The organism is Pseudomonas sp. E141, assembly GCF_052659885.1.
On record NZ_CP084024.1, the window covers coordinates 2,096,833 to 2,111,583 of the forward strand.

Here is a 14,751-nt window from a genome sequence, read left to right on the forward strand (position 1 = left end):
CCCAGGGTAAAAACCATGAAAACCGTCCCGCCCGTTCACCGCATTGCGTTGTTGTTCAACGGCAGCAAGATCTACGACCGAGGCATCATCAGCGGCATCGGCAACTACCTGAGCAGCACCCGCGCGTCCTGGGACCTGTTCCTTGAGGAAGATTTTCTCTGTCGGTTGAAAGGCATCGAACGCTGGCAGGGCGACGGGATCATTGCCGACTTCGATGACCCGCTGATCGGCGAAGCGCTGACCGGGATCGGCTTGCCGGTGGTGGCGGTGGGCGGCTCTTACCAGGATGAGCGCGCTTATCCGAAGGGCATTCCCTATGTCGCCACCGACAATGAGGCCTTGATGAAGCTGGCGTACGAGCACCTGATCGAGGCCGGGTTGACGCGCTTTGCCTGCTTCAGCCTGCCGCAAGCACAAGCCAATCGCTGGGCCCAGGAACGGGAAAACGCCTTTCGCCGGCTGCTGCAACGCGATGGTCTGCACGCCGAGGTCTATCGCGGCATGGGCACCAGCGCGCCGCTCTGGGACAGCGCCGTCGAACAACAGATCGCCTGGCTGCAAAGCCTGCCCAAACCCATTGGTATCATCGCCGTCAGTGACGCCCGTGCCCGGCAACTGCTGCAGGCCTGCCTGACCGCCGGAATCGCCGTGCCGGAGCAGGTGGCACTGATCGGCATCGACAACGACCCCCTGACCCGCACCCTGACGCGGGTGCCGCTGAGTTCGGTGATCCAGGGCACCGAAACCATGGGTCGGACCGCCGCGCGCCTGCTCCATCAGATGCTGCACGGCATGCCGTCCACGGGTACGCAGGTGCTGATACCCCCGGATGCGATCAACGTCCAGGCCTCGAGTCTGCACCAACCGTTAGGCAACCCTTACGTCATGCAAGCGCTGCTGTTCATTCGCCAATATGCCTGCCAGGGCATCAAGACCGCTCAAGTGGCGGCCTATGTGGGCGTGTCGCGTTCCTCCCTGGAAGCGCACTTTCGCAAGGCGCGGGGCTGCAGCGTGCACGACGAGATCCTGCGCTTCAAACTGGCCGCCGCCGCCCAGGGCTTGGAAAACACCGACTCGGCGATTGCCGACATCGCCCAGAACTGCGGCTTCAAATCGGCGCAGTACCTGCACACGGTGTTTCGTCGAGAGTTTGGCTGTACGCCCCGCGAATATCAGCAGGGGGGCGGCACAGGCCACTGAACCGGTCTTCACCGCCCGCAACTATTGCTGGAAGCAATAGTGATCATTACGAAACACAAGTTCTGTTTTGTCGGCAATGCCTGGAAAATCCCCCCCATCGAACAGGTAACTCAAGCAGTTGGGCGATGAGGTTTCACTCATCTGACCGCCACACACCAGATGCACTTGGCAGTGGCGGCAACCCGTAACGCAGATCCGTTGCCTGATGAACCAACCTTTTATTTTCAGGACCAGACCAATGCGCCTTTTATTTGCGTCTTCCATGGCGTTTGCCTCCTTGTTGCTCGCCGGTTGTGCCAGCGCGCCGAACGACCCGACCCTGACCTTGCAGACCAGCAAGACGCCGGCCCAGTACGCCGACTGTGTCGTGCCGAAATTGCAGGACCACGCGATGAGCCCGACCGTCTCCCAGTCCCAACGCAGCTACCGGATCGTGGTGCCAAGCAAGGTGTCGGCGGACAACGTGCTGGAAGCCTACAAGGCCGGGAACGGTGGCAAGGTATTCATCTACGAGCGGCGTCTGTTGGCTTCCAGCTTCCTGCCTTCGAGTTTTGAACGTGCCGCACAGGACTGCATCTGAGGCCGGCCCATACAGGTTTTTCACCGTGCTCCTTTGGTTGGCCGCAACCAACCATTTTTTTACCCCGCACCGCATTCGGTGGCGGGGTTTTTTTGCCTGTGGGGAAGAGGGGGCAGATTCACTTGGGTCCGCTGCCCCGGCGTTGAGGTTTGACGAGAGGCTCTGCAATCGGCATATTTGCTCGTTGGTGATAATTAGTGCTCGTTTATGAAGGTTATAGATGCCATGACTTCAACTCACGAAGTGTTCCCCGGTGAACGCCAGCAACGGATCAGCGAGCGTCTGGCCCTGTATGGTCGGGTGATTGCGGCCGATCTGGCCAGCGAATTCAATGTCTCCGAGCACTCGATACGGCGCGATCTTGGCGTATTGGCGGCGGCGGGGTTATGCAAGCGCGTCTATGGCGGCGCGATCCTGTTGCCGGCCGTGGAACGGCCGATGGCCGTTCGAGTACGGCAGAACGTCGAGCGCAAGGACAGTCTCGGCCTGGCGGCGGCCTCGTTGCTGAGGGCGGGCCAGCATGTGTTCATCGATGCCGGCTCGACCAACCTGGCGATTGCCGGCGCCATCGATCCACGCCTTAAGTTGACGCTGAGCACCAATTCGCCGTTGATTGCCGTGCAACTGATGAAGCTGCCTTGCGCCGAGGTGATCCTGTTGGGCGGACGCGTGAACACGGCGTCGGGCGGAGTGATCGGGCTGGCGGCTGTGCAGCAACTGCGGCAGTTCAATGTTGACCTGTGTTTTCTCGGCGCTTGCGCCATCGACCCGGACAATGGCATCACAGCGTTCGGCCTGGATGACGCGGAGTTCAAGCGCGCGGTCGTCGCGGCGAGCGGTCAGGTGGTGGTGGCCGTGACCAATGAAAAACTCTCCAGCATTGCCCACTATCAGGTGGCGTCGTGTGAAGAAGTTACCGCCCTGGTGGTGGAGCACGACGCGCCAGGTGAACGCCTGGAGCCGTTCTTGGGCAGGATTGCCAACGTCATGAGCGCGCCCTGCGAACCGCGGCAGGCGTGAAGCGTGTGCTGTAGCGCTCACGACAATCAAGCGCATGTGTGGCGAGCCATTGTCGGCCACGCGATTTACCGCTAGTTTGCTGGCCCATCAAAAGTACAAAAATAATCAGGAGTCATCGATGCAACCGATTCGTCTCGGTCTGGTGGGCTACGGCAAGATTGCCCAGGATCAACACGTTCCCGCTATCCTCGCCAACCCTGCGTTCCAGTTGGTGTCTGTCGCCACCCAAGGGCAGCCCTGCGCCGGTGTGGAGAATTTCCGGTCCCTGGGCGAGCTGCTTGAAAACGGCCCGCAGGTCGATGCGATTGCGTTTTGCACACCGCCACAAGGTCGATTCGCATTGGTGCAACAAGCGTTGGCCGCGGGCAAACACGTGCTGGTAGAAAAGCCGCCCTGCGCCACGCTGGGTGAAGCGATGGCGTTGGTGGATCAGGTACGCGAGCAAGGTCTCAGTGGTCTGTTCGCCTGGCATTCACGCTACGCGCCCGGCATCGAGGCGGCCCGTGACTGGCTCGCCAGCCGCACCCTGCAAAGCGTCAAGATCGACTGGAAGGAAGACGTACGCAAGTGGCACCCCGGCCAGGCCTGGATCTGGCAGCCTGGAGGCCTGGGTGTATTCGATCCCGGCATCAACGCGTTTTCAATCGTGACCCATCTGCTGGCGCTGCCGCTGTTCGTTGAGTCCGCAGAACTGCGCGTGCCGAGTAACTGCCAATCGCCGATTGCCGCCAGCATCAAGATGTCCGACGCGCAACACCTGGATGTCCGTGCGGAGTTCGATTTCGACCACGGTCACGACGAACTCTGGAGCATCGAGATTCGCTGCACCGAAGGCCTCCTGCGCCTGGACAACGGTGGGGCAGTGCTGAGCATCGACGGCGTTCGCCAGACCGTTTCCCAGGAAGGTGAATACGCGGCGGTGTATCGGCATTTCCAGCAGTTGATTGCTGACCAGGCCAGCGACCTGGACCTGCAGCCGTTGCGTCTGGTGGCGGACAGCTTTTTTCTTGGCAGTCGGACTTTGGTTGAGCCGTTTTACGACTAGCCACTGAGGGGGGAGGCGATTCTGGCCGTGCATACCCCATCCGGATCAGATCCCTCTGCCGCAAGTCATCCGAGCAAAAATTCCGGCCGCTTCGCACCCGGCAGTCCCAGCTATCATTCACCGATACGAATACTCGGTGTGACCGACATGCCTACCCGCAGTTTTGCCGCAGCGCTCTGGTCGGGATCGATGCGGATGCGCACCGGCAAGCGTTGGACGATCTTGGTGAAGTTGCCCGTGGCATTGTGCGGTGCCACGGTCGAGTAGCTGACGCCGCTGGCCGGTCCCAGGCTTTGTACGGTGCCTTGCAGCGCCTCGCCCGGTAACGCATCCACCTCGATTTCCACGGTTTGACCTGTCTTGACGCGGGCCAGTTGTGTCTCGCGAAAGTTCGCGCTGATGTACACGGCCTCCAGCGGAACGATTGCCAGCAAAGGTTTTCCCGCGTTGACGAAAGCCCCGATGCGCACCGATTTTTGCCCGATCGTGCCGCTGATCGGTGCGGTGATTCGGGTATAGGACAGCTTCAGTCTCGCGAGGTCCAGCGCAGCCTGCGCGTGGGCGAGGGTTGCCTTGGCTTTTTCCAGGTCGGCCTTGAGAACGTCTACCTGCTGGCGAGCCGCCCGAAGACCCGCCTGGCTTTTATCCCGACTGGCCAGTTGCACGCTCAATTGCGCTTCGGCCTGTTGCTGCGCTTGCACGGTTCCCGAGCCGTCGGTGGCCAGGTTGCGATAACGGGCATGATTGACCTTGGCCAACTTGAGCGCAGCCTTGTCCGCGGCGACCGCTGCCTGTGCCTGGCGTATGACGGTGTCCTGTTGGATCAGGTGTGCTTGCAAGCTGGCGACTCCGGCACGGGCGCTGGCGAGCTGGGCTTTGGCGGCGTTCACGGCGGCAACGAAATCACGGTCATCGAGGGTTGCCAGCAGGTCGCCTTTGTTGACCGGCTGATTGTCTTCGACCAGCACCGTCTCAACCGTGCCCGATACCTGTGGCGCGACCGTGGTGAAGTCCGCGTGGACGTACGCATCGTCCGTGGACTGGATCGATGCACTGGATTCGGGACGATTGAAATACAGCACGCCGCCGATTGCCCCGACGAGCAACACGGCACTGATGATCTGGGCTTTCTTTGGTAAGGCCATGGTGGGTTACCCGTGTGAGGAGGAAGGTGACGGGGCTACTTGCGTGACAGGCGGGGGGATGCAGGTCAGCCGCAGCACGAGAGGAATCAGCAACAGCGCGAGCAAACCCAGTACGCGATAGGCGTCGGCGATCGACAGCACCAGCGCCTGCTGGCTGATGATGCCCATCAGCTGTGCCGGCTCAGGCGCAACCGCAGAGATGTTGCTGACCAGGGCGGTTTGGTCCAGCAACATTTCCCCATGGAAACGACTGCGCACGGTGATCAGTTGGGTGACCGCCGCCGCGCCGATCAGCGAGCCGAAGGCGCGTAGCGTATTGATGGTGCCGGACACATAAGGTCCTTCGGAGGGCTGTACCACGCTGGTGATCAGGAACAGCATCGACACCACCGCCATCGGTTGCCCAAGGGCTTGCAGTGTTTGCGCCAGGACGAACTGGTCGCGATTCCATTCGCTGGTCAACTGCGCGCCGCACAGACACGCCAGCGCGATCAGCAGCAGCCCCAACGCGAATACCACGCGGGCATCAACCCACTTCTGGTACAGCAGCAGCGCCACCAACTGCCCAAGGATCAGTTGTGGCAGCGCGACGATCAGGCCGATGGACGCCATCTGCAACGGTCGATACTGCTGAAGCGGGGTGAGATAGCTTGCCGGTAACAGTGAACTGGACATCAACACTACCAGCAGGGAAACGAACAGCGTGCAGCCCAGTCCCAGGTTGCGGCGTCCCAGGATTTGCAACTTGATGAACGGTGAAGGGTGATACCACTCGCTCACCAGGTAGATAGCCAACAGGGCCAGGCCAGCCACTAGCGATGAGATGATCAACGGCGAATGAAACCAGTCCAGCCGTACACCTTGATCCAGGGCGATGGCAATCAGGCCGAGCGCCGGTACACCGCAAGCCATGCCGAACCAGTTGGCCTGTGGAAAACGGTGCTGCTGGATGGATTCCTTCGGCAGGCCCCAGGCGATCAGGCATCCCGCGATGAGCGCCAGGGGAATGATTTGCCAATACACCCACCGCCAATCATTCAGACCATCGGTCCAGTGTCCGGTCAACCAGATGGACAGATTGGGCGCGAAGGTCGCGGTCATCGCATACAGCGCCAAACCATATAGGCGGATGGGCGGTGGCAGGAATTTCAGGGCCGCCATCATCAGCAACGGAATCGTCGTGCCGCTGGCAATGCCTTGCACAAAACGCAAGGCCAGCAGCAGGTCCAGGTTATGGATCAAGGGCAGGATTGCCGCCAGCAGTGCACAGATGCCGAGCATCCACAGTTCCAGGCGTCGTACTGAAAGGGTAATGGCGAACCAGGCTGAAAAGGGCATGGCAATCAACTCCCCGGCACTGTACGCCGTGGTTAACCACGAGCCGTCGTCGAAGCCCAGGCCCATGGCCCCCCTGATGTCAGCCAACGCCAATGCGCCGACCCGGATATTCAACCCAGCCATCATCGCGGCGATGAAAATCCCCAGCAGACCCACCAGCGGACGTTTTGAAGGCGTGGCCTGGGGGGCTATGCTGGCCGTGACGGTTGCTGGCAACAATGTGGCGCTGTTCATGGGGCGGCCCTTGAGCGAGCTGAGCGAGGCGAGACACGGACCAGCGGGTCATCCGATGAAGACGCGGGCGACTCATCGATGCTCGCTTGCGGCGTGCTCTGCAGTCTCGCCGCCTCCCAACCACCCCCCAGCGACTTGTAGAGATTGACCACGGTGAGCGTGGCGTCGGTTGCGCTGGCATTGAGGCGGGTCTGACTGGCAAGCAGGTTGAGTTGCGCGGTCAGCACGCTCAGATAGTCGGCTGCACCTTGTTCATAGCCTCGTTCGGCGGCACGTAATGCCTGCCGGTTCTGTTCATAGGAAACCAGCAAATCCTCGTGCTGGCGCTGTTGGGCAGCCCAGGCATCCAGGGCATTGTCCACCTCGTGCCAGGCTCGCAATACGGTATGCCGATAGGTGATCGCCGCCGTTCTTTGCCGTGATTCGTTCAAGGCCAGGCGTTGCGTCAATCGTCCGCCCTGGAAGATCGGCAAGTAGACCGTCGGGCCGATGGAAAAAACACGGGAGTCCCAACTGGAGAGATCACCGCTTTCGAAGGCTTCCACGCCGATTCGACCTTTGAGCCCGATACGCGGGTAAAAGTCAGCCTTGGCGACACCGATGGCTGCGGTAGCGGCATGCAGCTGCGCTTCGGCGCGCTGGATGTCGGGGCGTCGGTGAGCCAATTCGGAAGAGACGCCAACCGGAACGTGGGTTGGAAGCGACGGCAAGGGCATGGCTTGACGCAGTTGTACATCCAGTGCGCGGGGCTGCTCTCCCAGCAGCAACGCCAGTGCGTTCATCTGTGCATTGCGGTGTTGGGTCAGTTCGGGAACCGTGGCCTTGATTGTCGCCAATTGCGCGCGAGCGGACGAGGTTTCGAAGCGCGTGGCAACACCATTGCGCTCACGGCTTTCGGCAAGCCCCAGCGTGCGCTCGGCAATCGTCAGGTTTTGCTGGGCGATGTCCAGTTGCGCCTGGGTTCCGCGCAATTGCAAATAAGTTCTGGCCACTTCGGCGGACAAGGCTACCTGTGCGGCTTCGCGATCATGGATGGTGGCTTGCAGGGTCGCCGCAGCGCCCTCGCGCCCGCGTTGCGCTCGGCCCCAAAGGTCGATTTCCCAACTGGCATCGAAGCCTAGTTGCCAGAAATTGCCGGGGCCCACAGGCGCACCCAGCGCGGCGAACTTGCCATGTTCGCTGAGCCTCTCACGGGCGTAGCTGGCGTTGGCATCCACGCTGGGTAACAGGCGCGAAGAGGCGATGCCCAGTTGCGCTCGGCTTTGTTCAATGCGTTCGCCGGCTATCTGTAAATCAAGATTGCCCGCTTGGGCACGCGATTGCAGTTGGGCGAGTAACGTGTCGTTGAACAGCAACCACCATTGGGAGGGCACTGCCGCATCGGACATGGGGGCGACAATCGCGTGTTCTGGCCGCGGTGCCAGCTCTACGGCCCTCAGCCCGCTTTCCGGTTTCATGAAGTCGGGGCCTGCCGTACAACCGGCCAGGGACAACACGCCAAGCGTTGCGATTGCGCTCGTGAACTTCAGGATGCGTGGGGGTGACTCTCTGAAAGCCGACATTGCCTGTTCCTGAAAGGTTGCAGCGTTGCCCGGCGAGCGTGCGCCATGGCGTCGATAAATCTTCGGCAGCGACATGCTCGCTGTGAATTCATGTTATTGACGCGGGCGTGCAGGCGCACTTCTACATGGGTTCAGCAAAGCCATACCTCAGTGGCGGGGAGATATACGAAGGTATGGTGAGGCGAGGGGCTTACTGGGATCAGTGCCGTTGCAGCACAGCAGTTTCGATGCAGCCTAACAATCGGCCGGCTTCACAGGGTTTGGGCAGGCAGGCAACCAGTCCCGGTGTGTCGGCACCCAGGTGCGGGTAAGCGGTAATGAATATGGTGGGGATCTGAAAACCCATCGCGTTCAGTTTTTCGTGCAACTGCACACCGCTCATTCCCGGCATCTGGATATCGGAAATCAGGCAGTGCGTCTCTGCGAGGGTGTTGGCGTCGAGGAACGCCAGGGCGTTGCGATAGGTTTGGACTTGATAGCCGCTGGAGCGCAACAAGCCTTCCAGAGCTGTCCGAACGGATTCGTCATCATCCACGACGGCTATCGTCGCGGTATTGCGTTTTGGGGTGTCGTGCATAGTGGGTCGCTCGTGACAGCGCCTGTCGTCATTACACGATACGCGGTCTCGAAGGGCGCAAAAGTATACCTACGTATAGCGTGTTAAGACTAAAGGCTCGACGTTGGCCTGATTCGTTCACTCACGGTCGGCGGCGCGTAACCCAGGGGATACTTGCACTGTACCCGGGTACAACTGACCTCGGCTGGTTGCCTGCGTAGACTGGCGCCCATCGCCGGGTGCAGATTCGCCACCGCCGGTCTGCGCGCATTGCCGATTAATCCGCTGTCGCTCAATGAAATCACTTGAAGGGCTTTGATGAGGCGCTAATCTAGGCTTTGACAACACGACCCGTTCTGGATCCCGGTACAGCCTCATCAACGGTCCTCCAGCCAAGCCACGGAAGCCGCCCCACGCGACGACATCGGCACTTGCGATATGACACAGGACGACAGCCCAACGGCAGCGTGCGGCCTATAACACAACTGATTGATCCGTGCCGATGGATAACCACATGCAAGTATTATGGGACGATGGCGAGCGAATTTTCTGTCGCGAATCACGACTGGGCGTAGAGGGCGATCGCAACGTCCTGATAGCGCGGCCTGCCGCCGAACAACCGCCTCCCGGCTGTATTGACCGTCTGGCTCATGAGTTTAGTCTCAAGGATGAACTGAACAGTAGCTGGTCGGTGCGGCCTCTGGAAATGGTGCGCGACGGCACCCGAATGCAGTTGGTGCTCGAGGATCCAGGGGGCGAACCGCTTGTGCAGTTGCTCAACGTCCCCATGGACACGGCAATCTTTTTACCCCTCGCCGTGAGCATCGCCTCGGCGCTGGGCAAGCTCCACCAGTGCGGCCTCGTCCATAAGGACATCAAGCCCAGCCATATCCTGGTGAACTGCACCGACGGGCAAGCCCGGCTTACCGGCTTTGGTCTTGCCTCGCGGCTGCCGCGGGAGCGGCAGGCGCCCGAGACCCTGGCCGGTACGCTCGCCTATATGGCACCGGAGCAGACCGGCAGGATGAATCGCTCGATCGATTCGCGCTGTGATCTCTATTCTTTCGGCGTCACGCTGTACCAGATGTTGACCGCCTCGTTGCCGTTCACGGCAGCCGATCCGATGGAGTGGGTACACTGCCATATCGCCAAAAAGCCCTTGTCACCCCGCGAACGGGTCGCCTCTGTTCCCCAAATGCTTTCTCGGATCGTCATGAAGCTGCTCGCCAAGACCGCCGAGGAACGTTACCAGACGGCCGCCAGTGTCGAGCATGATCTGCGACGGTGCCTGGCAGACTGGCAGCAGTTGTGCCAGATCAATGTCTTCGTCCTGGGCGAGCAGGGGGCATCCGAGCGGCTGCTGATTCCGGAAAAGCTCTACGGGCGTGAGCGTGAGGTCGCTACCCTGGTTGCGGCGTTCTCCCGGGTCGTTGAAAGCAGTGCACCGGAGCTGGTGCTGGTCACGGGTTACTCCGGTATTGGCAAGTCCTCGGTGGTCAATGAGCTGCACAAGGTGCTGGTGCCGCCACGAGGGCTTTTTGCCAGTGGCAAGTTCGATCAGTATCGGCGTGACGTTCCCTATTCAACGCTGGTGCAGGCTTTTCAGAGCCTGGTGCGCACGCTGTTGGGCAAGAACGACACGGAACTGGCGAGCTGGCGTGACGCTTTGCTGCAAGCGCTGGCTGCCAATGCGCGGCTGATGACCGATCTCATTCCCGAGCTCAAGCTGATCATCGGTGAGCCACCGCCGGTGCCGCCGCTTGATCCTCAACAGGAGCAACGCCGTTTTCTTCTGGTGTTCCGGCATTTTATTGGTGTATTTGCCTGCCAGGAGCATCCGCTGGCGCTGTTTCTCGACGATCTGCAATGGCTCGACGCTGCCACGCTCGATCTGCTGGCGGATCTGTTGACCAGTTCGGACGTGCGGCATTTGATGCTGGTAGGGGCATACCGCAGCAACGAGGTGGACGCCTCGCATCCGTTGACTGCCAAACTCGAGGCCATTCGCCGCGCAGGTGGCAAGATCGGTGAGATCTCGCTGGCGCCGCTGGGCAAAGTTCATGTCGAGCAACTGATCGGCGATGCGCTTCATGACGAACCTGAACGCATCGAGCCCTTGGCGCAGTTGGTTCTGGATAAAACCGCCGGCAACCCGTTCTTTGTGATCCAGTTTCTGCAAGCATTGGCCGATGAGCAACTGCTGACTTTCGATCATGAAACTCGGCAGTGGTGGTGGGACCCCGATCGTATTCATGCCAAGGGCTACACGGACAACATTGTGGACTTGATGGTTGGCAAACTGGTTCGCTTGCCGAGCGAAACGCAAGATGCGTTGCAGCAGCTTGCCTGCCTGGGCAGCGTCGCCGGGTTCAAGGCGCTGTCCACCGCTCTGGGCGTGCCCAAGGCTCAGGTCCGCGCGCTTTTTTGGGAGGCGACTCGCCAGGAACTGGTCGAGCGGCGCGACGGTGGTTATGGGTTTGTTCACGATCGTATTCACGAGGCCGCTTACACACTGATCCCCGCCGACTTGCGCGCCGCTGCTCACTTGCGTATCGGTCGGCTGCTGGTGGCGCAAACGTCCGCTCAGGAGCGCGAGGAAGCGATTTTCGAGATCGTCGGCCAGCTTAATCGCGGCGCTGCGTTGCTCACTGACCAGGACGAGCGAGAGCAACTGGCGGCGTTCAACCTGATGGCCGGTCAACGGGCCAAGGCGTCGACAGCCTTTGCTTCAGCGCTCAACTACCTCACCGCCGGGGCGCAGATGCTGGGCGACGATGCCTGGGGGGCTCGCCATGAGTTGATCTTCGCCCTGGAACTCAACAGGGCCGAGTGCGAGTTTCTCTCCGGGCAACTGAGTGTCGCGGACGAGCGCCTGAGTGCGCTGGCCAAGCGTGCTGTGACGGTGATCGAACGCGCCAGCGTCGCTTGTCTGCTAATGGACGTCTACCTGCTTCTGGATCGCAGTGACGGTGCGGTCGCTGTCTGTCTCGACTACCTGCGACATGTGGGGATCGTATGGTCGGCCCATCCGAGCGACGATGACGTGCGCCACGAGTATGATCGAATCGGGACTTTGCTGGGAGAACGGACCATTGAGGAGCTTATCGATTTGCCTCTGATGGAAGACGCGACCGCCCTGGCGACCCTCGACGCGCTGGGCAAGCTCTTCGCGCCAGCCTTGCAGAGCGAAGCGAACCTGGCGGACCTGTTGATCTGCAAGGCGGTCAACCTGAGTCTTGAGCATGGCAACTGCGATGCGTCCTGTGTGCTCTATGCCAATTTGTTCAGGGTCGCTGGTAGACGTTTCGGTGATTACCAAGTGGGTTTGCGGTTTGGTCAGCTGGGCTGCGAACTCGTCGAAAAGCGCGGTCTGACGCGATTCGAGGCCAGCACGTACTTGTGCTTTTCCTGCTTTGCCGTGCGCTGGATGAAGCCTGTGGAGCAGTGCCGAGACCTGTTGCGCCGCTCGTTTGTGGCGGCGAACCGGATCGGTGATCTGCCCTATGGCGCCTACGCGGGCAACAACCTCACCGCTGATCTGCTCTTCGCCGGTGAGCCGCTGGCCGGTGTACAGGACGAGGCCGAACGCGGCCTGGCCTATGCCAGGAAGGTGCGCTTCGGGCTGGTGACCGATTTCATCCTCACGCAACTGGCGTTGATCCGGATGCTGCGAGGGTTGACCCGCGGCTTCGGCCGCCTGGATGGCGGCCCGTCAAACGAAATCGACACCGAAGCCCACTTGTCCAGCAACCCGGATCTGGTATTGGCTGAGTGTCTGTACTGGGTCCGAAAACTGCAGGCCCGCTATCTGGCCGACGATCCTGTATCGGCCCTTGAGGCGGCCACCAAAGCGCAGCGTTTGCTCTGGGTTTGCCAGGCGTTCTTCGAGGAAGCCGAATATCATTTCTATGGCGCCCTGGCGCGGGCCGCCTGCTGTGACAGCGCCCCAATGGATGAGCAGAGGCAGTATCTGGTCGCGATGGCCGCCGATCACCGCCAGCTCCAGACCTGGGCGCAGCAGTGCCCGGAGAACTTCGCGAGTCGCGCCGCGCTGGTCGGCGCCGAAATTGCCCGGGTCGAAGGGCGCGTGATCGACGCCGAGCTACTCTACGAGCAGGCCATCGACGCCGCGCAGCAGAGCGGTTTCGTGCATATCGAGGCGCTGGCCAATGAACTGGCGTCGCGCTTCTACGCGGCGCGCGGCTTTGCCAAGATCGCTCGCGTCTATCTGCAGGACGCCCGTTACGGTTACCTGCGCTGGGGGGCCGAGGGCAAGGTGCGACATCTGGAGAGCAAGTACCCGTCGTTGAGCACTGAAGAACCTGCGCTTGGGCCGACGACGATGACGACTCTCGTCGACCACCTTGATCTGGCCACGGTTCTCAAGGTTTCCCAAGCCGTGTCGGGAGAAATCGTCCTGGAGAAGCTGATCGACAGGATCATGTTCACGGCGATTGAACAGGCTGGTGCCGAGCGTGGGCTGCTGATTCTCCCGGATGGCGGTGAGTACCGGGTAGCGGCGCAGGTCACCACCGGCGGCGACACCACACAATTGCACGACGTTGCGGTGAGCGCGACGCTGTTGCCAGAGTCGATCCTTTATCACGTCCTGCGCACCCAAGAGACCGTTTTTCTTGATGATGCGCTGGTTGCCGGGACGTTTGCCGAAGATCCTTACATCCGTCAGCAACAAGCTCGTTCTATTCTCTGTCTGCCCTTGATGAATCAGGCCAAGCTCGTCGGCGCGCTCTACCTGGAAAACAACCTTGCCGCCCGCGTGTTCAGCCCGACCCGGATCGCCGTGTTGAAACTGGTGGCTTCCCGGGCGGCAATCTCGTTGGAAAATGCCCGGCTTTACCGCGAGGTCGCCGAACGCGAAGCGAAGATCCGGCGCCTGGTGGACGCCAATATCATCGGGATTCTGTTCTGGAATGCCGAGGGCGACATCATTGAGGCCAATGATGCGTTCCTGCGCATGGTGGGCTATGCGCGAGAGGACCTCACCTCGGGCCGTCTGCGCTGGAGAGACCTGACCGTACCGGAGTTTCTCGAACTCAGCGAGCGCTCGTTGGCCCAGGCGCTGCTGACCGGGCAAGCCAGTCCCTATGAGAAGGAATATTTCAGGAAGGATGGCAGCCGCGTGCCGGTCATCGTCGGGCTGGTGACGTTCGAAGCCAGCAGCAGGGAAGGGGTCGCCTTCGTGCTGGACCTGACCGAGCGCAAGCTGGCGGAGGAAAAAATCCGTGAGAGCGAGCGTCGCTATCGCGAGGTGCAAACCGAACTGGCCCACGCGAACCGCGTCGCGACTATGGGGCAGTTGGTTGCCTCGATCGCCCACGAAGTCAATCAGCCGATCGCTGCGGCCATTCTCAACGCTGATGCCGCGCTGCGCTGGTTGAACGCCCAACCACCGGAGATCGAGGAGGTCCGGCAGGTCCTTGGTCGCCTGATCGTCGATGCCAATCGAGCGGCGGATGTGCTTGGCCGCATTCGCGGGCATATCCGCAAGGCGCCGCCGCAGAAGGGGTTGGTGGATATTAACGCTGCGATCAGCGAGATGATCGAATTTACCCGCAGTCAGATCATCAAGAGCGGTGCTTCAATACAGACGCAATTGATGGACGGTATGCCTTTTATCGAAGGCGACCGTGTCGAGCTGCAGCAGGTGTTGCTCAACCTGATCATGAATGCGTTGGAGGCGATGAGTGCTGTCGGCGAAGGTGAACGGCAGTTGCTGATCCGCGCGGCGCCGGGCGATGGTGGAAACGTGGTCGTGAGTGTGAGCGATTCAGGGCCAGGTTTCGCCTCGCAGAGTACCGATCTGGTTTTCACTTCGTTCTATACCACCAAGCCCACCGGTCTGGGGTTGGGATTGTCAATCTGTCGTTCGATCATCGAGGCCCACGGCGGTTGCCTGCGGGCGCACGCAAACCAGCCTCGGGGCGCCACTGTGCAATTCACGCTGCCCATCGCTCAGCAATGAAGGCCATACCCAGCTTTGTCAGCGCCAACATTGGGCTGACAACGGCCTGCCTAACAGGTTATTCATACTTAGGTTTAAAGACCGTATA

General features: G+C 60.8%; 9 protein-coding genes. 5 read left to right on the plus strand and 4 right to left on the minus strand.

Annotated elements, in window-relative coordinates; all coding sequences use genetic code 11:
- Positions 1–15 precede the first annotated feature (15 nt).
- The 4 genes from GKKCFE_RS09555 to GKKCFE_RS09570 all read left to right on the plus strand — a co-directional run bounded on the left by GKKCFE_RS09555 (position 16) and on the right by GKKCFE_RS09570 (position 3,845).
- The gene (locus GKKCFE_RS09555) at positions 16–1,200 is read left to right on the plus strand and encodes a XylR family transcriptional regulator (protein WP_047228919.1); all 1,185 of its coding nucleotides are present in this window, start codon (positions 16–18) and stop codon (positions 1,198–1,200) included.
- Positions 1,201–1,438: 238 nt separating this feature from the next.
- Positions 1,439–1,780, plus strand: coding sequence for a lipoprotein (locus tag GKKCFE_RS09560; protein ID WP_047228920.1), 342 nt, complete (start codon positions 1,439–1,441; stop codon positions 1,778–1,780).
- 225 nt (positions 1,781–2,005) lie between these two features.
- A complete protein-coding gene (locus GKKCFE_RS09565) occupies positions 2,006–2,800 on the plus strand; it encodes a DeoR/GlpR family DNA-binding transcription regulator (RefSeq protein ID WP_076385256.1) in 795 nt (264 codons plus the stop codon).
- A 118-nt stretch (positions 2,801–2,918) separates the two neighbouring features.
- A complete protein-coding gene (locus GKKCFE_RS09570) occupies positions 2,919–3,845 on the plus strand; it encodes a Gfo/Idh/MocA family protein (RefSeq protein ID WP_445577779.1) in 927 nt (308 codons plus the stop codon).
- 113 nt (positions 3,846–3,958) lie between these two features.
- Here GKKCFE_RS09570 and GKKCFE_RS09575 read toward each other — a convergent pair whose 3' ends face one another.
- The 4 genes from GKKCFE_RS09575 to GKKCFE_RS09590 all read right to left on the minus strand — a co-directional run bounded on the left by GKKCFE_RS09575 (position 3,959) and on the right by GKKCFE_RS09590 (position 8,701).
- Positions 3,959–4,990 (minus strand): HlyD family secretion protein, encoded by a 1,032-nt coding sequence (locus tag GKKCFE_RS09575; protein WP_139050506.1) that lies wholly within the window; start codon positions 4,988–4,990, stop codon positions 3,959–3,961.
- 6 nt (positions 4,991–4,996) lie between these two features.
- The gene (locus tag GKKCFE_RS09580; protein WP_445577780.1) at positions 4,997–6,562 is read right to left on the minus strand and encodes an MFS transporter; all 1,566 of its coding nucleotides are present in this window, start codon (positions 6,560–6,562) and stop codon (positions 4,997–4,999) included.
- Positions 6,559–8,124 carry an efflux transporter outer membrane subunit gene (locus GKKCFE_RS09585; protein WP_445577781.1) on the minus strand — a complete coding sequence of 522 codons (1,566 nt, stop codon included), beginning with the start codon at positions 8,122–8,124 and terminating at the stop codon, positions 6,559–6,561. The genes GKKCFE_RS09580 and GKKCFE_RS09585 overlap by 4 nt, the downstream gene beginning before the upstream one ends.
- 199 nt (positions 8,125–8,323) lie before the next feature.
- Entirely contained in the window at positions 8,324–8,701 is a 378-nt protein-coding gene (locus tag GKKCFE_RS09590) for a response regulator transcription factor (RefSeq protein WP_107321664.1), read from the minus strand.
- A 493-nt stretch (positions 8,702–9,194) separates the two neighbouring features.
- Here GKKCFE_RS09590 and GKKCFE_RS09595 point away from each other — a divergent pair, with 493 nt between their 5' ends.
- Positions 9,195–14,663 carry a trifunctional serine/threonine-protein kinase/ATP-binding protein/sensor histidine kinase gene (locus GKKCFE_RS09595; protein ID WP_139050503.1) on the plus strand — a complete coding sequence of 1,823 codons (5,469 nt, stop codon included), beginning with the start codon at positions 9,195–9,197 and terminating at the stop codon, positions 14,661–14,663.
- The last annotated feature ends 88 nt before the right edge of the window (positions 14,664–14,751 follow it).

Bases quoted from the DNA above. Each gene is read 5' to 3' on its own strand.
- GKKCFE_RS09555 (WP_047228919.1), top strand. From the start codon at position 16: ATGAAAACCGTCCCGCCCGTTCACCGCATTGCGTTGTTGTTCAACGGC.
- GKKCFE_RS09560 (WP_047228920.1), top strand. From the start codon at position 1,439: ATGCGCCTTTTATTTGCGTCTTCCATGGCGTTTGCCTCCTTGTTGCTC.
- GKKCFE_RS09565 (WP_076385256.1), top strand. From the start codon at position 2,006: ATGACTTCAACTCACGAAGTGTTCCCCGGTGAACGCCAGCAACGGATC.
- GKKCFE_RS09570 (WP_445577779.1), top strand. From the start codon at position 2,919: ATGCAACCGATTCGTCTCGGTCTGGTGGGCTACGGCAAGATTGCCCAG.
- GKKCFE_RS09575 (WP_139050506.1), bottom strand. From the start codon at position 4,990: ATGGCCTTACCAAAGAAAGCCCAGATCATCAGTGCCGTGTTGCTCGTC.
- GKKCFE_RS09580 (WP_445577780.1), bottom strand. From the start codon at position 6,562: ATGAACAGCGCCACATTGTTGCCAGCAACCGTCACGGCCAGCATAGCC.
- GKKCFE_RS09585 (WP_445577781.1), bottom strand. From the start codon at position 8,124: ATGTCGGCTTTCAGAGAGTCACCCCCACGCATCCTGAAGTTCACGAGC.
- GKKCFE_RS09590 (WP_107321664.1), bottom strand. From the start codon at position 8,701: ATGCACGACACCCCAAAACGCAATACCGCGACGATAGCCGTCGTGGAT.
- GKKCFE_RS09595 (WP_139050503.1), top strand. From the start codon at position 9,195: ATGCAAGTATTATGGGACGATGGCGAGCGAATTTTCTGTCGCGAATCA.